Below are 17,922 nucleotides of genomic sequence, written 5' to 3' on the forward strand. Positions count from 1 at the left end.
GCTATAAAACGGCACGCCAGTGTCAATAGGCCGCCCAGTGCTCGTTTCATAAGCTTTTCATTACATACTTAGAAACAAACTCAATAGAGATATAAGGGGACTTAGAGTGAACAAGTCGGAACTGATTGACGCTATCGCCGCATCCGCTGACATTCCGAAAGCTGTAGCTGGCCGTGCGCTGGACGCAGTCATCGAATCCGTCACCGGCGCCCTGAAGCAAGGTGACGATGTTGTACTGGTTGGCTTCGGTACCTTCTCGGTCAAGGAGCGCGCTGAGCGCACCGGCCGCAACCCGCAAACCGGCAAGGCGATCAAGATCGCTGCTGCCAAGGTTCCAGGCTTCAAGGCTGGCAAAGGCCTGAAAGACGCCGTCAACTAAGTCGTCTCTTTCAGCCGGACCTGGTTACTCCAGGCCCGACCGCGTGACGGCGGGGCCGCAAACGTTCCCGTTGGCACGCTCGCTTTGAAAAGGCGCATCCCACAGGATGCGCCTTTCTTCTATCAGGACTCTACCCACGCTCCGCGGTTGTCGACGCAGTGGTACAACCGTTTCTGGGGGACGCATGCTGCAGAATATCAGGGACAATTCACAAGGTTGGATTGCCAAGACCATCATCGGCCTTATCGTCGTGCTGATGGCGCTGACCGGCTTCGAGGCCATTTTCCAGGCCACCAGCCATAGCCAGGACGCCGCCAAGGTGAACGGCCAGACCATCAGCCAGAACGAGCTGAGCCAGGCCGTCGACATGCAGCGCCGCCAGCTGATGCAACAGCTGGGCAAGGATTTCGACCCAGCGCTGCTGGATGAAAAGATGCTGCGTGAAGCCGCGCTCAAAGGGCTGATCGAGCGCAAGCTGCTGTTGCAGGGTGCCGAGGATGCCAAGTTCGCCTTCTCCGAGGCCGCGCTGGATCAGCTGATCCTGCAAACGCCCGAGTTCCAGGTTGACGGCAAGTTCAGCGCCGAACGTTTCGATGCGGTCATTCGCCAGATGGGCTATGGCCGTATGCAGTTCCGCGAGATGCTGGCCGAGGAAATGCTTATCGGGCAACTGCGCACCGGTCTTGCCGGCAGCAGCTTCGTCACCGACAAACAGGTCGAAGCCTTCGCCCGCCTGGAGAAGCAAACCCGCGATTTCGCTTCGCTGACCTTCAAGGCCGACCCGGCCGCTGTCAAGGTGGGCGACGACGAGGTCAAGGCGCACTACGATCAGCACGCCAAGGAATTCATGACGCCTGATCAGGTGGTCATTGATTACATCGAGCTGAAGAAATCGGCCTTCTTCGATCAGGTACAGGTCAACGAGGACGAGCTCAAGGCCCTGTACGAGAAGGAAATCGCCAACCTGGCCGAGCAGCGCCATGCCGCGCATATCCTCATCGAGGTCGATGACAAGGTTTCCGACGCACAGGCCAAGGCCCGTATCGAAGAGATCCAGCAGCGTCTGGCCAAGGGAGAGGACTTTGCCGCGCTGGCCAAGGAGTTCTCCAAGGACCCAGGTTCGGCCAGCAATGGTGGCGATCTGGGCTTCGCAGGCCCAGGCGTCTATGACCCAGCCTTCGAGGACGCCCTATACAAGCTGAACAAGGACCAGGTCTCCGCCCCGGTACGCACCGAGTACGGTTACCACCTGATCAAGCTGCTGGGCGTGCAGGCGCCGCAAATCCCGACTTTCGCCAGCCTCAAGGACAAGCTGACCCGCGAGCTCAAGACCCAGCAGGTCGAGCAACGCTTCGTGGAAGTCACCAAGCAGTTGGAAGACGCAGCGTTCGAGGCCTCTGATCTGGCCCAACCGGCCCAGGACCTGGGCCTGAAAGTGCAGACTTCCGCTGCCTTCGGTCGTGAAGGTGGAGAGGGCATCACCGCCAACCGTTCGGTCGTCCAGGCAGCGTTCAGCGAGGAAGTGCTGGAAGAGGGTGCCAACAGCAACGCCATCGAGCTCGATCCGGAAACCGTGGTCGTGCTGCGCGTCAAGGAGCACCGCAAGCCTGAGCAACTGCCGCTGGAAGCCGTCGCCAAGAACATCCGCGAGCACCTGGCCAAGGAGAAGGCGACTGCCGATCTCAAGACCAAGGCCGACAAGCTGATCGCCGGCCTGCGTGATGGCACCATCCCGCTGACCAGCGAGCAGGACGGTCAGAAGTGGAAGACCCAGGAAGCGGTCACCCGTGGTCAGGACGGTATCGACCCGGCCGAGCTGCAAGCGGTATTCCGCCTGGCCAAGCCCGAGTCCAAGGACAAGCCGGTCTACGGTAGCGTGGTCCTGGGCGATGGCAGCCTGGTGGTGTTGCAGCTCAAGGGGGTCAACGAAGGCGCTGCGGCCACCGACGAGGAGAAAGCGCAGATCCGCCGTTACCTCGCTTCGCGTGCAGGCCAGCAGGACTTCGCGGCCTATCGCAAGCAACTGGAAGCCGCTGCTGACGTCACGCGCTACTAAGCGAACGCCCGCAACAAGACAGGCCGCTCAAGCGGCCTGTCTTGTTTTTGGCATTCGGAGCTAGGACCGTTCACCCTCGTAATTGTCCAGGGTGTCCCGAGCAATTTCCCTCCCCAGGGCAATCAGTTCTGGTGCCTTGTAGAACTCGAAGAACCGGCAGACCCGCTTGGGCACGTTGATCAGCACGTCTGGCGGATAGCCGGCAATCTTGTACTGGGCCAGGGAGGTCTGCATGACCTCGAAGCTCTGGTTGATCAGATCGAGCAATGACGCAGGCCCAACGTTATCGACAATGAAAGAGCCGGTGGCGGACCTGGGTGCGCCGCCACGTTCGGGGGTCGCCGCCGGTTGCTGGCCTTCCGGGTCTGCAGGTTCGCCAAGCCAGGGGTCGCTCGAAGTCAGACCCTCTGCGACGATCTCCTGCTCGATGCGTATCAGTTGTTCGGCTGGTTTACGGCGAAAGGGCAGGCGTGAGCCCAGCGAGCTGATGACGGCATCGAAGCGCATCTTGAACGCCGCTGGCCGCTCGATCACCGGCAATTGGTATTGCTTCTGGTTGGTGGCGTTGAGATTGACGGCGATGATCAGGTCGCAATGGCTGGATACCACCGGGACGATCGGCAACGGATTGAGAATGCCACCGTCGACCAGCATGCGGTTGCCCTGCATCACCGGCGTGAACAGGCTGGGGATCGCCGCCGAGGCTCGCATCGCCTGGTGTAGGCAGCCTTCCTGAAACCAGATTTCCTGTTGGTTGGTGAGGTCCGCTGCCACCGCTGTGTAGGGGATGGACAGTTGCTCGATGTTCACCTCGCCGACGATCTTGCGGATCTGGCCGAACACCTTGTCGCCACGAATCGCGCCCAGGCGAAAGCTCACATCCACCAGGCGTAGCACGTCGAGATAGTCCAGGCTCTCGATCCAGCTGCGGTATTCGTCCAGCTTTCCGGCGGCGTAGATGCCGCCAATTACTGCGCCCATCGAACAGCCGGCGATGCACGCGATCTCGTAGCCGCGCCGCTCTATCTCTTCGATCACGCCGATATGCGCATACCCTCGCGCACCCCCCGATCCCAATACCAATGCCACGCGTTTGCTCATGACCGTCCCCTACTGCTGTGCAACCATGGTCCAACAATGCACTCATTGCTGCCTGTGCTTCAATCTAGACCGCGCTGGGCTACGCTGAGCAGGGCACTTTTCGTTTGCCCAAGCGTCGAACGGCCACTCTTTTGTTCAAACTTGAGGTTACTGACTGATGAAAGCCTGGATCTGCCTTCCCTTGATCGCCCTTGTCCTCACTGGTTGCGCGGGCAAGACGGCGTACCGTGACAGCTGTGCGACTCAGCTCGATGCTGCATGGAAGGAGCTGGACTTGGCCAAGGCCGAAGGTTTTGCCGGCACCGTCAGCTATTCCAAAGCGCTTTCGCTGTTGACCGGTGCCAAGACCCAGCAGCAGTTCGAGGCCTTCGAAGGCTGCAGTCGCAAGGCTGAGAAGGCACGTTTCTACATTCGTGAGTCCCGCGCGGGTCGTTGACCCAGGAGAGCTGTATGGCCGCTATGCTCGATCATGTCATCGCCCAAGTGCTGACCTTGCAGGTCCGTCTGCTGGCTTGTCGGGAGCGGCTGGCGGGCGATGTCGACAGCGAAGCGCTGCACGACCTGCGCACGACACTGCGACGCTTGCGTAGCCTGCTGCGGCCTCTGCGCGGGCTGCCCGGCGTACAGCAGTTGGAAGAGGCGGCAAGGGCCCTGGGGGGGCTTACGACCCCCTTGCGTGACCGCGAGGTGCTGGCGGCCCATCTGATCAGCCAAGGGCACGAGCAGGCCGGGGCGCGTCGCCTGGAGGGCAGGGCGGGCATCTTCGCCAGCGTGGCTGTCAGCCGTCAGCTCTCCCGGGTGCTGGAAATCATCGATACCTTTCCATTGTTCCTGCGGGCCTGTGCACGCGAAGGCTTGACCAGTGGCCTGGGCAAGCGCATCGACAAGCGTCTGGCCAAACAATGGCGCATGCTCCAAAAGGCATTGGCCGATCCCAGCCACGACCGTCATCGTTTGCGCCTGCTGATCAAGCGGGTGCGCTATGGCGACGAGGCGTACCCCCAGCTGGAGCACGCCGGAAAAAAACTGCAACGCTTGCTCAAGCGCGCTCAGGGGGACCTAGGCGATTGGCACGACCGTGTGCAGTGGCTTTTGTTGGCGCGTGATCACGCCGATTTGGCGCCGTTCAGGGAGGCATGGGAGCGCGAACTGGATGAGGCCGAGCAGAAGGCTGACGTTACCCTGGAGGCTTTGCAGGCAGCTTTGGCGCGTCGATAGCCTTAGGGAATGGCCATTATGCGGGCTGCCAGTCGCGCACAGGCTGGCTAAGATCCGGGGCATGTTTCTGACACGGGCCGCCCCGTGCCAGCCGATCAAGCCCTTGTGCAGGAGCCAAACATGAATTTCACGCAGTTGCTGAGCGCGGTGCGCGAGTGTCCCGAATCTGTCAGCGTGCCGGCCAGTTGGGGCCAGGGGCGCGCGGTGTTTGGGGGGCTGATGGTCGCGCTGATGCATGAAGCAATGCGTGCCAAGCTTGGCCAGGGGCGTCCGGTGCGGTCGTTGGCCATCACCTTTGTGGGGCCGGCGGCGCCTGAGGTGCCAATCAGTTTCGAGGTCGAGGTGTTGCGTGAGGGCAAGGCCGTCAGCACGCTGCTGGGGCGCGCCGTGCAGGAAGGGCAGGTGGTGACGCTGGTGCAAGGCAGCTTCGGGGATGGCCGGCCTTCAGCGATCGAGGTCAAGGCACAGCCTGCCGTGGACATGAAGCCGCTCGAGCAGGCGGCCGCCGAACTGCCTTGTATCAAAGGCGTAACGCCTGAGTTCATGCGTCATGTGGCATTGCGCTGGGCCATTGGCGGTCTGCCCTTCAGCGGCAACACCGATCGCCGTATGGGCGGCTGGGTGCGCCTGCGCGATATGGCCGACGAGCCGGTGAACGAGGCGCACCTTCTGGCGTTGGTCGATGCCTGGCCACCCAGCCTGCTACCGCATCTGAAGCAACCCGCGGCAGGCAGCACCTTGACCTGGACGATCGAGTTCGTCCAGCCAGCACCCAAGCTGTCGACCTTGGACTGGTGTCGCTACTGTGTCGAGACTGAGCACGCCCGTGATGGCTACGGGCATGCCTCGGCCGCCCTGTGGACAGCCGAGAATGAGCTGATTGCCTTGAGCCGACAGACCGTGACGGTGTTTGGTTAGGCCCTTGAAGCTAACGGTGATGCTTGTGGCGCTCGCGCCAGGCACGCCACCACGCACCGCTCAGCAGAAAACGCGGAAAGGTGATGAATTGCTCGGTCAGCAGGCGCTGCACGGCATCCTTGCGGCTGGCGAACGGTTCTGGTTGCTCGGCTTCCAGGCGATGCCCGTGGCGCTGCAAGCCCAGCCCCGCTGCCAAGGCGATGAGACCGATCGCCAGTTGGCTCAGGTCCAGGCCGAACAAGCCGCCGAGCACCAGCAGTGCGCCCAGGATGAACAGCGGGACGGCGATCAGATGCAGCACCAGATTGGTCGGGTGCCGGTGATTATGATGGTAGCCACGCCATTGCCAGGCGTGCAGATTGGGCAGGCGTTTATTCATGGGCATTTCCTCTCAGTCATGCCCAAAGCTTAGTGTGGCCCTCGGGCGAGGGCCAATCGAGGCAGGTTATCGACCTTATAGCTTGAGTTGGCCGATGGCCTTGTTCAGCTCGCCTGCCAGGGTTGCCAGTTCGTTGCTGGTGGTGGCCGATCCGACGGTCTGCTGGACCGTTTCCTCGGTGACGTCACGAATGCTCACCACCGCCCGGTTCATCTCTTCGGCCACCTGGCTTTGCTGTTCGGCAGCGACTGCGATCTGTGTATTGCTCTCGCGCATCTGTGCCACGGCGCTGGTGATCTCGAGCAACGCCTCGCCGGCTTCCCGGGCCTGCTTGACGCAATCGTCGGCCTTATAGGAACTCTCCTGCATGAAATCCACAGCATCGCGGGTGCCTGCTTGCAGAGCGGACACCATGCCGGTGATTTCATCGGTGGAAGTCTGCACGCGCTTGGCCAGATTGCGCACTTCATCCGCCACCACGGCAAAACCACGCCCCAGATCACCTGCCCGAGCCGCCTCGATGGCGGCGTTGAGGGCCAACAGGTTGGTTTGTTCGGCAATGCTGTGGATGACGCTCACCACGCCGTTGATGCGCTGGCTGTCTTCGGCGAGCTGGCGAATCATCTCGGCGGTTTGCTGGACGCCGCTGGACAGGCCGGCAATGGAGTCCTGCACACGACTGACCACCGCCTGGCCGCTGCCGGCCAGCGTATCGGCGGTCTGCGACAGGTCACGGGTGGCACCCGCGTGCTGGGCGATGTGATGGACTGTGGCGGACATCTCGTTGATGGCGGTGGCAGCCTGGTCGGTTTCGCTCTGCTGGCCGATCATGCCGTGGCGCACCTCGTCCATGCTCGCGGCCAGGCGTGCTGCGCCGCAGTCCAGTTGCGCAGCCGTGCGTGCGACCGTGCTGACCACGCGGTGGTAAGTGGCCTGCATGGCATTGAAGGCCCCGGCCATCTGACCGACCTCATCGCCACAGGACAGTGGCACTCGGGCTGACAGGTCACCCGTCTTCTCCACATGCAGCATCACGTCTTTGAGGGTGTTGAGCTGGCTGAGCAGGAAACGGATCAGCAACTGCGAAGCGCAGAGCATCGCCAGCATCAGCACCAGCACGCAGACCGCGTACTGGGTGAAGCGCTCGAAGAACACCTGGCGCAGGCTGGGGGATCCGGCCAGTACGGCGATGCGCTGCTCGCCTTGCTTGATCACCTGGGCGCCCAGCAAGGGATTGTCGCCCAGAATCCAGGCATGGGGCAGGGCGACCCAGCCTTGGGCATCGGCCAGGGCCTCGTGTGGCTGGTTGGCGATGATCGGCGTCTGGCCGGCCCGCCAGGTCACGGCCTGCGATGGCTGGGGAAGTGGCTGCCCTGCAGGCCAGGCCGCGATCAGTTCGGCCTGGGCTATCGCCAGGTTGCGCGCGCCTTCGGCCCTGGCTTGTTGCTCCAGGTACACCGCGTAGAGCACCAACAGCAGGGTCGTGACGAAGGCCACCGCGTTGACGGCCCAGAACTTGTACTTCAGGGAAATATTGCTAAGCCAGGCACCCATGGATAGGTCTTCTCTGAGTTGAGCGGAAACATTATTGGCAAGGTGCCATCATTGTGTCCGCTCGGCTCAGCGCCCGTCTTGATATGCGTCAACAAAGGCCGGTCCCGGTATCAGGCAACTGGAAGAACGCTCGGGAAGTCGCTGTGGTGTGGGCGGCGGTCTGCTCCGGGGTTTCCCCTCGGTGCAGCGCAACCTCTCGCAATACCTCAGGCAGGAAGGCCGGCTCGTTGAGGCCTTTCTTGGGCTTGGGGCGCAGGCTGCGCGGCAGCAGGTAGGGCGCGTCGCTTTCGAGCATCAGACGGCCTTCAGGAATGTTGCTCACCAGCGGGTGCAGATGGGTGCCGCGGCGCTCGTCGCAGATCCAGCCGGTGATACCGATGTGCAGGTCCAGGTCCAGGTAGGCGAACAAGGCTTGGCGCTCGCCAGTGAAGCAGTGCACCACGGCCGCTGGCAGGTGGTCCCGATAGGCTTTGAGGATTTCCAGCAGCCGCGTGCTGGCCTCACGCTCATGGAGAAACACTGGCAGGCGTAGCTCGGCAGCCAGCGCCAGCTGAGCCTCCAAGGCTTTCTCCTGCTGTGGGCGAGGGGAGAAGTCACGGTTGAAATCGAGCCCACACTCCCCCACGGCGCGAACCCGTGCCTGGGCCAGCAGATCTCGCAGTTGGCGTTCGCTGGCGTTGTCCCAACGGCTGGCATCGTGAGGGTGCACGCCGGCGGTGGCGAACAGGCGCAGGCTCTGGGGGTCGAGCTGCGAGGCGAGCGCCAGGGCCTTTTCGCTGACCTGAAGGCTGGTGCCGGTGAGCACCATCTGCACAACGCCTGCCTGCACGGCACGTTCGACGACGGCGGCCTGTTGGTCATGGAAACTGCTGTTGGTCAGGTTGACGCCAATATCGATCAGTTGCATCTTTCTACCTCGTGCCGCGGGCCGGCCAGCATAGCAAAAAACGGGTAATTCGAAAGAAATCCCAGAACTTCAAGTGGTTGTCGTGGTCTTTTAGCGTCATTTGTCATGGACGGACCTCGCTGTATGACACCCGCTCCCAGCCCTCGGACAGGTTCTCGCATGCTGCGATCGCTGCTGATACCGCTGCTGCTTGTCGGCTTGACCCTGGCCGCACCGGCCAATGCCCGACTGCCGGGCCCCCAGCAGCATGTCCCGGCCAGCCAGGTCCGCGACCTTGCGCAGATCCGCAGCAGCAAGGTCCTGAGGGTCTTGGTCAACCAGAGTCGAAACAGCTCGGGAGAAGTCAAAGGCGAGCCGGTGGGGGTGGAATACCACCGCCTACGAGGTTTGGAGCACTACCTCAATGCCCGAGCCCAGGATGGTCAGCAGATCCGCCTCAAACTCATTCCACGCGCCAAGGAGCAACTGCTCGCCGCCCTGCAGCGTGGTGAGGGCGACCTGGCGGCCCCTGGGGAGTTGCTGGACCCGGCGTTGGTGCGTGGGGTCAGTGGCAGCGTCGCGGTTCGGGACCAGGTGCAGTTGATGCTGGTCGGGCGCAAAGGCGAGCGCAGTTTCCGCCGGGTGGATCAGTTGTCTGGGCGGACTGTCGCCTTGACCAGCGCCAGCGCCGCCGGCGCTATGATCACCCAGATCAATCAGCAGCTGGCGCTGCGCAAGCGGGCACCGATCAAGGTGGAGTGGGTCGATGCCAGCCTGGCGGTGGAAGATGTGCTGGAGATGGTCCAGGCGGGTATTTATCACCTGACCGTGGTGGAGCGCCCGATCGCCGAACGGTGGGCCCGGGTGATGCCGCGTCTGCGCCTGGATTCGCGCGTGAGTCTGGGCCAGCCCCAGGCGATGCGCTGGTATGTGCGCCGTGACGCCAGCATGTTGCTCGCCACGGTGGATCGCTTTCTGGAAGGCTACCGCGTGCCGGCGAACCAGGACGCGGCCTTCGAGCGTATCTATCGCCGTCAGTATCGGGTGCATGACCCGCTGGCAAGAAAGGACCGCAAGCGTCTGGAGGCATTGCGCACGGTGCTGCAGAAGCATGGCGCTGCGCAGCAGATCGACTGGCTGAACCTGGCGGCGCTGGCATTCAAGGAGTCCACCCTCAATCCGGCGGCTCGCGGCGGGGGTGGCGCGCATGGTCTGATGCAGATCACGCCGGCGGCGGCTCGCCGTGTGGGGGTGAACGACATCGCCTCGGTCGAAGGCAATGTGCAGGCCGGCGCCCGGTACCTGGCATTGATCCGCCGAAAGTTCTTCGCCAGCCCCCAGCTCAACGAGCGTGAGCGCATGGCGTTCATCCTCGCGGCCTACAACCTTGGGCCGGAGCGGGTCCAGGCCATGCGCGCCGAGGCGCGGCGCCGAGGGCTCAATAGTAATCAGTGGTTCTTCCAGACCGAGCGCATCGCCATGGAGCAGGTAGGCATGGGGCCGGTCAATTTCGTCAATAGCGTCAACAAATACTTCCTGGCATTCAATCGGCAGCGAGAATCGCTGGAGCGGGTGGCAAACCGCTGACTGTCGAATTTATAGATGTACTGGCGCTGCTGGCGGGTACCGTCGCGGTATTGATCGAGGACGCAGGCCATTTCTCCCTGGACCGCTTAATCGCTCGTAACTGATCTACCCGGCTCAACATGAACCCCGCTTTCCAGGTGTGTTGGGACGCGGGTTTTTTCATTGGAAAGGGGGAGACCTGCGAAGGTCTTAGCGTTTAGCTGTCATTGGTACCTTGTAACTTATCGCTTCACGCTCTAGCATACCGACTGCGCCGATTTAAACAGCTACTTGCGGGGCGCGGGATAAGCCTTCGGGTCCATCCGAAATACCGCTAAAGCGCTGGTTCGGTGACGCCTCCCACCGCTGCCCAGCGGGATTTGCGAGGCGCAGAGATATCTCCATGAGTTGTCCACGTACCAGTGTCTGCCTGAGTCCATTGCCTGCCAGCCAGGCTTCCCGTACACCGCGCATCCTGCTCGGTGGCCAGCATCAACCCACGCTTTTACGCAACCTTGACGGCTTGTCGCGACGAAAGGGGCAGGCGCGTGCATTTCTGGTGCAGTTCGCCGAAACCTGCGATGGCTTCGCCCAATTTGGCAATGATCGTTTCGACCTTGCGGTGATCCAGGCGCCTTTGGCTGCAGACGCTGCCGAGGTCATCGGTCAATTGACTCGCATCGCGCGCCAGGGGTTGATCACCCGTCGCTGAGCCGCGTGTCGTCGGCGGCATTTTTCGCTAAGCTCGGTGCCCTCTGCTGGCGTGCGTCAGCGGGGGATGCACTGAGGAGAATGCCGCTTGAGCACCAACATCATCACCACTGAAGGTCATGAGGCTCTGAAGAAGGAGCTCGATCACCTGTGGCGGGTCTATCGTCCTGAGATTACCCAAAAGGTCACGTGGGCTGCGTCCCTGGGGGACCGTAGCGAGAACGCGGATTACCAGTACAACAAGAAGCTGTTGCGGGAGATCGACCGCCGGGTCCGGTACCTGCGCAAGCGGCTTGAAGACGTCAAGGTGGTTGCGTATTCGCCCCAGCAAGAGGGCAAGGTGTTCTTCGGTGCCTGGGTGGAAATCGAGAACGATGAAGGCGAGGCGCTCAAGTTTCGGATCGTAGGATATGACGAAATCTATGGGCGCAACGACTACATCTCCATCGACTCGCCCATGGCGCGGGCGCTGCTCAAGAAAGAAGAGGGGGATGAGGTGGTGGTGAAGACACCCACAGGGGAGGCTACCTGGTACGTCAATCGTATTCATTATGGGATTGATGGATAGTGGGGCTGTGCTGCTTGAGAGCGGCGAGATTGAGGTTGTTCATCTTGGGGCCGGCGGCGGCCCATTGCAGGCTCAATCAGCATATCTTCGACACCACGCGTCTTTAGATCGTTAAAGACCTTCATCCAGAACTTCGCACCTTCGGTGTTTTCGATCCAGATACCCAGAATATCGCGCGTCCCGTCGGGTAGAACGCCCAGTGCCAGGTAAATGGCCTTGTTGCGCACCAGGCCTTCTTCGCGGATCTTTGCCCGCAGCGCATCGAAGAAAATGACTGGGTACATCGGCTCCAGTGGCCGCTGTTGCCACGCGCCAATCTCTTCCATGACCTCGTCTGTTACAGAGCTGATGAAATCGGGTGAAACGTCGGTTCCATACTGCTCTGACAGGAAGGCCCGGATCTCTCTGACCGTCATTCCACGGGCGTACATGGCGATGATCTTGTCATCGAAACCGGTGTAACGGCGCTCGTGCTTGGGGATGAGAATGGGCGCAAAACTGCCGTCTCGATCGCGAGGAATTTCCAGTCGCAACGGGCCATCCCCGGTCAAAACCGTCTTGCCACTCTTGCCGTTACGCTGGTTGGTTTCATCCTCTGGGCGCTGCGCGCCCGGCGGATAACCTAGGTGGTGGCCAAGCTCGGCTTGCCAGCTCCTACAGGTCCTGCGCTGCCAACATGCGATAGTTCAGGCGCCACCACCAACACCGGATATTCACACAACCTCAAAGCCCAAGCCCAAGCTACCCCTCCCGCAACACCACCAACGGACTCGCATTCAAAGCCCGCCGCGTCCCCACGATCCCAGCCCCACCCACCAATATCGCTCCCGCCACCGGTACCATGAGCAAACCAGGATGCGGCCCCCACGCCAAATCAAACGCATACCGGTACAGCACCCAGGTAATCACCTCGCACCCCAACGCGGCCAGCACACCACTCACCGCTCCGAGCAGCCCGAATTCGATTCGCCGCGCCTTGACCAGCAGCGGCCTGGCGGCCCCCAGCGCGCGCAATAACGCCCCCTGGCGGATACGCTCGTCCAGCGTTGCCTGAAGCCCAGCGAACAGCACTGCCAGGCCCGCCGCCAACACGAACAACAGCACGTACTCAACTGCCAATGTCACTTGGACCAGGATGCTACGCAACTGTGCCAGCAGCGCATCGACCTGGAGAATGGTCACTGCCGGAAATGCCCGCGACAGGGCGACCACTTCCTGGTCATGCCCCGGTGCCAGATAGAAGCTGGTCAGGTAGGTCGTCGGCAAGCCTTGCAAGGTACCGGGCTGGAAGATCATGTAGAAGTTGGGCTGGAAGCTGTCCCAATGCACTGCACGCAAGCTGCTCACTCGCGCCTGGCGTTGCTGACCGCCGATATCGAAGTCGAGTAGATCGCCGAGCTTGAGTTTCAGGCTGTCGGCAAGCTGGGCTTCCACCGAAACCCCAGGCAACCCGTCCTTGGTCGGTGGTCCTTGCCACCACTGGCCTGCGCTCAGCGTGTTGCCCTCGGGCAACTCGGCGGCCCAGGTGAGACTGAGGTCGCGCTGCACGGCGCGCTCGCCGGTGGACTCCTTGCTTACCAACTGTTGCACTGGCTGGCCGTTGATATGCGTCAGGCGTCCCGGTATCACCGGATACAAGGGGGCCGAGCTGGCGTTGATCGCCTGCAGCCGTTGGGCGAAAGGGTCGCGTTCGGCAGGCAGGATATTGAGGGCGAAATGGTTGGGAGCATCCTGGGGTAGCTGGGCTTGCCAGGTGTCGAGCAGTTCACCTCGGAGCAGGGCGACCAGGGTCATGGCCAGCAGGATCAGGCCGAAGGCAAGGGCCTGGCCGGCGGCAGCCAGGGGATGACGCAGCAGCTGGCCCAAGCCCAGACGCCAGGCCAAAGGGGCACTGGCCAGTACCTGTCGCAGACTACGCAGGCCCAGCAGAAGCAGGCCACCAAGCAGCAGGGCGGCGAAAAGCCCGCCACCGAGCAAGGCAAAGGTGAGCAGAAGATCCAGGCTCAAGCGCCACATGATCAGCCCCAGAGCGAGCAGGGCGGCGCCGTACACCAGCCAACTGCTCGGTGGCACGGGCAGCAAGTCCCGGCGCAGTACGCGCAAAGGCGGAACGCGGCCCAGGGCGGCTAACGGCGGCAGGGCGAACCCGGTCAGGGCTACCAGGCCGGTACCGATGCCAGCCAGCGCCGGGGCGATGCCACCGGGAGGCACCTGACTCGGCATCAGGCCCTGCAACAAGCGGAACAGCCCCAACTGCGCCAACCAACCGACCAAAGCCCCGGCAGCGGCGGCGATCAGGCCAAGCACTGCCAGTTGCAGGCAATACATTCCCAGCGCCTGGTGGCGGGAAAGCCCCAGGCAACGCAACAAGGCGCTGGCATCCAGGCGCCGGGCCGAATAGCGGCTGGCCGACAGCGCCACGGCAACGCCGGCCAGCAGCACCGCCACCAAGCTGGCCATGTTCAGGTAGCGCTCGGCCTTGCCCAGTGCGCCGCCGATCTGCCGGTTGCCATCGCGTGTATCGAGCAGACGCTGATTGGCGGCCAAGCTCTTTTGCACATGCTGGCGGTACTGCGCCAACGCCTCGGGCGTACCGCTCCACAGATCACGGTAGCTGACCCGGCTACCTGGCTGGATCACACCGGTAGACGGCAGGTCGGTGATGTTCATCAACACGCGTGGCGTGAGGCTATAGAAATTGTTGGCGCGATCAGGCTCGTAGGTCAGCACTCGGCTCATGCGCAGGGTCTTCATGCCGACGTCGATGCTGTCGCCTATCGACAGCCCCAGCGCCACCAGCAGACGCGGCTCGACCCAGGCCTCGCCAGGTGCGGGGCCGCCGCCAGGCGTTTCCTGGGCATAGGGCATGGCGGCACTGCGCAGTTGGCCGCGCAGGGGATAGGCGGCGTCGGTGGCCTTGATGCTGGACAGCTGGATGCCGTTGTCGCCGCCTACCACACTGGTGAACTCCACCACTCGAGCATGGCGCAGGCCGGCTGCCTCGCCCGCGCTGATTTGCACGTCGCGGGCCGGCGAGCTGCCTTGGAGCACCAGGTCAGCACCGAGGAATTCGCTGGCGCGCAGTTGCATGGCGCCGTTCAGGCGCGCGCCGAAGTAGCCGATGGCGGTGCTGGCCGCCACCGCTACCAACAGGGCGAAGAACAGGACGCGCACTTCACCGGTGCGGGCATCACGTGATAACTGGCGCAGGGCCAGGCCACACAAGCGGGAGAGGGACAGGCGGGTCATCAGGGCTCCACGGGCGCCACCAGGCGGCCGGCATCCAGGCGGATCAGGCGTCGGCAGCGTTGGGCCAAGCGCTCGTCATGGGTGACCAGAACCAGGGTTGTCCCGCGTTCCTTGTTCAATTCGAACAACAGGTCGCTGATACGTTCGCCGGTATGGCTGTCCAGGTTGCCGGTCGGTTCGTCCGCGAACAGCACGGCGGGTTGTGCGGCGAAGGCGCGGGCAATTGCCACCCGTTGCTGTTCGCCACCGGAGAGCTGGCGGGGCGTGTGGCTCAAGCGTTTGCCCAGGCCGACCCGCTCCAGCAGGCTGCGGGCCTGCTCGCGTGCATCGCGGCGGCCATCGAGTTCCAGTGGCAACATGACGTTTTCCAGGGCGTTGAGGCTATCGAGCAGTTGGAACGACTGGAACACGAAGCCCACATGCTCGGCGCGGACCTGGGCGCGCTGATCTTCATCGAGAGGGCCCAGATCGTGGCCGGCGAGAATGACCTTGCCAGCGGTAGGGCGATCGAGGCCGGCTAGCAGGCCGAGCAGGGTCGATTTACCCGAGCCTGAGGCGCCGACGATGGCCAGGCTGTCGCCTTGCTCGAGGGACAACGACAGCGCGTGGAGGACAGTCAGGTCGCCTTCCGCGCTGGGGACCACTTTGCTAAGGTTCTGCGCAACGAGAATGCTGGGGCCCATGGAGAATCCGATGCGAGTGTGGTGGTTGAGTGCCGGTCTGGCTCTGTATTGCCTGGCCCAAAGCGCGGCGGCGGGTACACTGCTGGTCGTCGGAGATAGTATCAGCGCCGGTTTTGGCCTGGATAGCCGCTCGGGATGGGTTTCCCTGCTGCAGCAGCGCCTGAAGGACGAGGGATATGCCGACCAGGTGGTCAATGCCTCGATCAGCGGAGACACCAGCGCTGGTGGCCAGGCGCGCCTGCCGGCGCTGCTTGTGGCGCACAAGCCGAAACTGGTGGTACTGGAACTTGGCGGCAACGATGGGCTGCGCGGGCTACCCCCTCAGCAATTGCAACAAAATCTTGCCTCGATGATCGATCAAGCGCGCGAGGTGGGCGCCAAGGTGGTGCTGCTGGGCATGCGATTGCCGCCCAATTACGGCGTTCGCTATACCAGCGCCTTCGCTCAGGTGTATGAACGCCTGTCGATCCAGAAACAGGTCCCTCTGGTACCGTTCTTCCTCGACGGCGTCGGCGGTGTGCCGCAGATGATGCAGGCCGATGGCATCCACCCGACCGTCGGGGCTCAGCCGCGCTTGCTGGAAAATGCCTGGCCGGCGATAAAACCGTTGCTGTGACGCTTTTATCGGGGGCTGCTTTCGGCTAATGTTGCGCCCCCCGCTTCGAGAGCCCCCAATGCCGCGCCCTGCCTGGTCCTTGTACGCCTATCAACTGATCGAGCCCGATGAACAGCTCGACCTGTTCGCCTGCCAGGAGGTTCGCGTTCACTTGGTGGCTCGCCAGCTCGAGCTGGGTGTGCCCGTCGATCGAACCTTGTGCGGTGGGCTGCTGCCCGCGCAACCGCGCTGGTCTGCAGTGGAGCGCTCGGTCTACCGCGATGGTCGTCTTTGTGCACTGTGCCGGGCGATCCTCGATGCCCAGCGCCGGGGCATGCGCCCGGTGTGGCCGGAGCTCTGAGCACCTTTCATCATCTGAAATGCCAGCATGAGCCCGATGCCTCCCGCTTGCCCCGGGGTAGGTGTACAATCGATTCTCTTGACCCATCTTTCGAAGGATTTACCGGATGTTGCCGCGCCTTCCCGCCGTCACCCGTAGCTTGTCCCTGGCCGCCCTGTTGGTCGCCGGTCCAACCGTTGCGCTGGAATTGCCGTTGCCACCTGCCGGTGAAGATATCGTCGGCCAGGTCCAGGTGATCAAGGCCAAGTACGAAGACACCTTTGCCGACATCGGCACCGCCAATGACCTGGGTTATCTCGAAATGATCGCCGCCAACCCAGGCGTGGACCCTTGGCTGCCAGGCGCAGGCACCGAGATCATCCTGCCGACCCGCTACATTCTGCCACCAGGCCCGCGCGAAGGGATCGTCATCAACCTGGCCGAATACCGCTTGTACTACTTCCCGAAAGGGCAGAATGTGGTGCATACCTTCCCACTGGGTATCGGTCGCGAAGGATGGGGTTCGCCCATCGCCAACACCAAGATCACAGCCAAGACCCCTAATCCGACCTGGACGCCACCCGCCTCGATCCGTGCTGAGCACGCTGCCGACGGTGACATCCTGCCTGCAGTGGTGCCGGCAGGTCCGGACAACCCGCTGGGGCCGTTCAAGTTCACCCTGGGTGTGCCGGGTTACCTGATCCATGGTTCGAACAAGAAGTTCGGCATTGGCATGCGTACCAGCCACGGCTGCTTCCGCATGCTCAACAACAACGTGCTGGAACTTTCCAAGATGGTACCGGTGGGTACGCCAGTGCGAATCATCAACGAGCCTTACAAGTTCGGCATCAGTGGCGGTAAGGTCTATCTCGAGGCGCACACGCCGCTCGATGATCACGGCAATCCGTCGGTGGTGGATAAACACACCGCAGTCATCAATGCCTTGCTCAAGCGTGAAGACCTGGCCAACAACTTGCGCATGAACTGGGACATGGTGCGCGACGTGGTGGCTGCCGAAGATGGCATGCCGGTGGAAATCGCTGTACCCGTCAATGGTGGGACAGCACCGATGGTTTCGAGCATTCCGCCGGAGCTGCAGTAAGCGGGGTGTCTCTAACGGGAGGCGCTCCCGTTAAGCTGGATCGAGGCCTGCCTTAGTGCAGGCCTTTTTCATGTTTGTCGTTTGCTTTTCGGGCGGGCAATAAAAAAGCCGACCCACTAGTGGGTCGGCTCCATAACAATCCGTGAGGATTATTACTTGCGGCTGGCTTTGTCCAGCATGCGCAGAGCGCGCTCGTTGGCTTCGTCAGCGGTCTGCTGAGCCTTCTGAGCGGCAGCCAGAGCGTCATCAGCCTTACGGTAGGCTTCATCAGCACGAGCTTGAGCGCGAGCTGCTGCGTCTTCAGTCGCAGTCAGACGAGCTTCGGTTTCTTTGGATACGCTGCTGCAACCGGTAGCCAGAACTGCGGCCAGAGCCAGAGCAGAGAATTTCAGAACGTTGTTCATCGTGTTCCCCTTCAAGGACTTTCTATTAAAGAGCCATCTCTCGGAAAAGAGAAACTGGCCGGCGTACATAGTACCCATTACTTGTAGTAAGTAAACTGACTAAGCGCAAGAACTGCAAAAAAAATGTTGCCGCCCCCAAAAGGTGACAACCTTTGTATGGCATTTGTGAAAATTTTGCACAGCCGTCGCAAGCATTTGTAGAGCGGGAACTTT

18 protein-coding genes and 2 pseudogenes are annotated in these 17,922 nt (G+C 62.2%); 12 read left to right on the top strand and 8 right to left on the bottom strand.

What is annotated here, in order from left to right; translation table 11 throughout:
- The first annotated feature begins 106 nt into the window (after nt 1-106).
- Complete coding sequence (gene hupB / locus IEC33019_RS04160) at nt 107-379, top strand: nucleoid-associated protein HU-beta (protein WP_011533117.1); 273 nt, start codon at nt 107-109, stop codon at nt 377-379.
- Between the two features lie 184 nt (nt 380-563).
- Nucleotides 564-2,435 (top strand): SurA N-terminal domain-containing protein, encoded by a 1,872-nt coding sequence (locus tag IEC33019_RS04165; protein ID WP_070093990.1) that lies wholly within the window; start codon nt 564-566, stop codon nt 2,433-2,435.
- 60 nt (nt 2,436-2,495) lie between these two features.
- On the opposite strand, the gene IEC33019_RS04170 is transcribed toward IEC33019_RS04165, so the two are convergent.
- The gene (locus IEC33019_RS04170; protein WP_070093989.1) at nt 2,496-3,536 is read right to left on the bottom strand and encodes a patatin-like phospholipase family protein; all 1,041 of its coding nucleotides are present in this window, start codon (nt 3,534-3,536) and stop codon (nt 2,496-2,498) included.
- A gap of 157 nt (nt 3,537-3,693) precedes the next feature.
- Here IEC33019_RS04170 and IEC33019_RS04175 point away from each other — a divergent pair, with 157 nt between their 5' ends.
- The 3 genes from IEC33019_RS04175 (at nt 3,694) to IEC33019_RS04185 (ending at nt 5,672) form a co-directional block, all read left to right on the top strand.
- Nucleotides 3,694-3,972 carry a hypothetical protein gene (locus tag IEC33019_RS04175; protein ID WP_070093988.1) on the top strand — a complete coding sequence of 93 codons (279 nt, stop codon included), beginning with the start codon at nt 3,694-3,696 and terminating at the stop codon, nt 3,970-3,972.
- A 14-nt stretch (nt 3,973-3,986) separates the two neighbouring features.
- The gene (locus tag IEC33019_RS04180; RefSeq protein ID WP_070093987.1) at nt 3,987-4,754 is read left to right on the top strand and encodes a CHAD domain-containing protein; all 768 of its coding nucleotides are present in this window, start codon (nt 3,987-3,989) and stop codon (nt 4,752-4,754) included.
- A 120-nt stretch (nt 4,755-4,874) separates the two neighbouring features.
- Nucleotides 4,875-5,672: an acyl-CoA thioesterase gene (locus IEC33019_RS04185; RefSeq protein WP_070093986.1), complete on the top strand. Its 798-nt coding sequence runs from the start codon at nt 4,875-4,877 to the stop codon at nt 5,670-5,672.
- Nucleotides 5,673-5,682: 10 nt separating this feature from the next.
- On the opposite strand, the gene IEC33019_RS04190 is transcribed toward IEC33019_RS04185, so the two are convergent.
- From IEC33019_RS04190 to IEC33019_RS04200, 3 genes are all read right to left on the bottom strand, one after another.
- The gene (locus IEC33019_RS04190) at nt 5,683-6,051 is read right to left on the bottom strand and encodes an Mpo1-like protein (protein ID WP_070093985.1); all 369 of its coding nucleotides are present in this window, start codon (nt 6,049-6,051) and stop codon (nt 5,683-5,685) included.
- A 75-nt stretch (nt 6,052-6,126) separates the two neighbouring features.
- A complete protein-coding gene (locus tag IEC33019_RS04195; RefSeq protein WP_070093984.1) occupies nt 6,127-7,605 on the bottom strand; it encodes a methyl-accepting chemotaxis protein in 1,479 nt (492 codons plus the stop codon).
- Nucleotides 7,606-7,693: 88 nt separating this feature from the next.
- Entirely contained in the window at nt 7,694-8,512 is an 819-nt protein-coding gene (locus IEC33019_RS04200) for a TatD family hydrolase (protein WP_099593094.1), read from the bottom strand.
- Between the two features lie 159 nt (nt 8,513-8,671).
- On the opposite strand from IEC33019_RS04200, the gene IEC33019_RS04205 reads away from it, so the two are divergent.
- The 4 genes and pseudogenes from IEC33019_RS04205 (at nt 8,672) to greB (ending at nt 11,336) form a co-directional block, all read left to right on the top strand.
- Nucleotides 8,672-10,078 carry a transglycosylase SLT domain-containing protein gene (locus IEC33019_RS04205; protein ID WP_070093982.1) on the top strand — a complete coding sequence of 469 codons (1,407 nt, stop codon included), beginning with the start codon at nt 8,672-8,674 and terminating at the stop codon, nt 10,076-10,078.
- A 20-nt stretch (nt 10,079-10,098) separates the two neighbouring features.
- A pseudogene (locus IEC33019_RS28115) lies at nt 10,099-10,182 on the top strand (DoxX family protein); the annotation flags it as partial.
- A gap of 278 nt (nt 10,183-10,460) precedes the next feature.
- On the top strand, nt 10,461-10,769 hold the full coding sequence (locus IEC33019_RS04210; protein ID WP_043213510.1) for a hypothetical protein: 309 nt from the start codon (nt 10,461-10,463) through the stop codon (nt 10,767-10,769).
- 87 nt (nt 10,770-10,856) lie between these two features.
- Complete coding sequence (greB, locus tag IEC33019_RS04215; RefSeq protein WP_070093981.1) at nt 10,857-11,336, top strand: transcription elongation factor GreB; 480 nt, start codon at nt 10,857-10,859, stop codon at nt 11,334-11,336.
- Between the two features lie 74 nt (nt 11,337-11,410).
- Here the strand turns inward: greB and IEC33019_RS04220 are convergent.
- The 3 genes and pseudogenes from IEC33019_RS04220 to IEC33019_RS04230 form a co-directional block, all read right to left on the bottom strand.
- A pseudogene (locus tag IEC33019_RS04220) lies at nt 11,411-11,992 on the bottom strand (IS256 family transposase); the annotation flags it as partial.
- Between the two features lie 85 nt (nt 11,993-12,077).
- Nucleotides 12,078-14,585 carry an ABC transporter permease gene (locus IEC33019_RS04225; protein ID WP_070093980.1) on the bottom strand — a complete coding sequence of 836 codons (2,508 nt, stop codon included), beginning with the start codon at nt 14,583-14,585 and terminating at the stop codon, nt 12,078-12,080.
- On the bottom strand, nt 14,585-15,268 hold the full coding sequence (locus tag IEC33019_RS04230; RefSeq protein ID WP_070093979.1) for an ABC transporter ATP-binding protein: 684 nt from the start codon (nt 15,266-15,268) through the stop codon (nt 14,585-14,587). Before IEC33019_RS04230 ends, IEC33019_RS04225 begins: the two co-directional genes overlap by 1 nt.
- Nucleotides 15,269-15,278: 10 nt before the next feature.
- Here IEC33019_RS04230 and IEC33019_RS04235 point away from each other — a divergent pair, with 10 nt between their 5' ends.
- From IEC33019_RS04235 to IEC33019_RS04245, 3 genes are all read left to right on the top strand, one after another.
- Nucleotides 15,279-15,884: an arylesterase gene (locus tag IEC33019_RS04235; protein WP_070093978.1), complete on the top strand. Its 606-nt coding sequence runs from the start codon at nt 15,279-15,281 to the stop codon at nt 15,882-15,884.
- A 58-nt stretch (nt 15,885-15,942) separates the two neighbouring features.
- On the top strand, nt 15,943-16,224 hold the full coding sequence (locus IEC33019_RS04240; RefSeq protein WP_043215816.1) for a hypothetical protein: 282 nt from the start codon (nt 15,943-15,945) through the stop codon (nt 16,222-16,224).
- A 106-nt stretch (nt 16,225-16,330) separates the two neighbouring features.
- Nucleotides 16,331-17,305 carry a L,D-transpeptidase family protein gene (locus IEC33019_RS04245; RefSeq protein WP_070093977.1) on the top strand — a complete coding sequence of 325 codons (975 nt, stop codon included), beginning with the start codon at nt 16,331-16,333 and terminating at the stop codon, nt 17,303-17,305.
- Between the two features lie 152 nt (nt 17,306-17,457).
- Here IEC33019_RS04245 and oprI read toward each other — a convergent pair whose 3' ends face one another.
- Nucleotides 17,458-17,709 carry an outer membrane lipoprotei OprI gene (oprI, locus tag IEC33019_RS04250; RefSeq protein WP_003259780.1) on the bottom strand — a complete coding sequence of 84 codons (252 nt, stop codon included), beginning with the start codon at nt 17,707-17,709 and terminating at the stop codon, nt 17,458-17,460.
- Nucleotides 17,710-17,922 lie beyond the last annotated feature (213 nt).

It is taken from the genome of Pseudomonas putida, from assembly GCF_002741075.1.
Classification (GTDB): Bacteria; Pseudomonadota; Gammaproteobacteria; order Pseudomonadales; family Pseudomonadaceae; genus Aquipseudomonas; species Aquipseudomonas putida_T.

Excerpts from the sequence above, each read along its gene's own strand:
- IEC33019_RS04165 (WP_070093990.1), top strand. The coding sequence starts at position 564 with ATGCTGCAGAATATCAGGGACAATTCACAAGGTTGGATTGCCAAGACC.
- IEC33019_RS04170 (WP_070093989.1), bottom strand. The coding sequence starts at position 3,536 with ATGAGCAAACGCGTGGCATTGGTATTGGGATCGGGGGGTGCGCGAGGG.
- IEC33019_RS04175 (WP_070093988.1), top strand. The coding sequence starts at position 3,694 with ATGAAAGCCTGGATCTGCCTTCCCTTGATCGCCCTTGTCCTCACTGGT.
- IEC33019_RS04180 (WP_070093987.1), top strand. The coding sequence starts at position 3,987 with ATGGCCGCTATGCTCGATCATGTCATCGCCCAAGTGCTGACCTTGCAG.
- IEC33019_RS04185 (WP_070093986.1), top strand. The coding sequence starts at position 4,875 with ATGAATTTCACGCAGTTGCTGAGCGCGGTGCGCGAGTGTCCCGAATCT.
- IEC33019_RS04190 (WP_070093985.1), bottom strand. The coding sequence starts at position 6,051 with ATGAATAAACGCCTGCCCAATCTGCACGCCTGGCAATGGCGTGGCTAC.
- IEC33019_RS04195 (WP_070093984.1), bottom strand. The coding sequence starts at position 7,605 with ATGGGTGCCTGGCTTAGCAATATTTCCCTGAAGTACAAGTTCTGGGCC.
- IEC33019_RS04200 (WP_099593094.1), bottom strand. The coding sequence starts at position 8,512 with ATGCAACTGATCGATATTGGCGTCAACCTGACCAACAGCAGTTTCCAT.
- IEC33019_RS04205 (WP_070093982.1), top strand. The coding sequence starts at position 8,672 with ATGCTGCGATCGCTGCTGATACCGCTGCTGCTTGTCGGCTTGACCCTG.
- IEC33019_RS04210 (WP_043213510.1), top strand. The coding sequence starts at position 10,461 with ATGAGTTGTCCACGTACCAGTGTCTGCCTGAGTCCATTGCCTGCCAGC.
- IEC33019_RS04225 (WP_070093980.1), bottom strand. The coding sequence starts at position 14,585 with ATGACCCGCCTGTCCCTCTCCCGCTTGTGTGGCCTGGCCCTGCGCCAG.
- IEC33019_RS04230 (WP_070093979.1), bottom strand. The coding sequence starts at position 15,268 with ATGGGCCCCAGCATTCTCGTTGCGCAGAACCTTAGCAAAGTGGTCCCC.
- IEC33019_RS04235 (WP_070093978.1), top strand. The coding sequence starts at position 15,279 with ATGCGAGTGTGGTGGTTGAGTGCCGGTCTGGCTCTGTATTGCCTGGCC.
- IEC33019_RS04240 (WP_043215816.1), top strand. The coding sequence starts at position 15,943 with ATGCCGCGCCCTGCCTGGTCCTTGTACGCCTATCAACTGATCGAGCCC.
- IEC33019_RS04245 (WP_070093977.1), top strand. The coding sequence starts at position 16,331 with ATGTTGCCGCGCCTTCCCGCCGTCACCCGTAGCTTGTCCCTGGCCGCC.
- oprI (WP_003259780.1), bottom strand. The coding sequence starts at position 17,709 with ATGAACAACGTTCTGAAATTCTCTGCTCTGGCTCTGGCCGCAGTTCTG.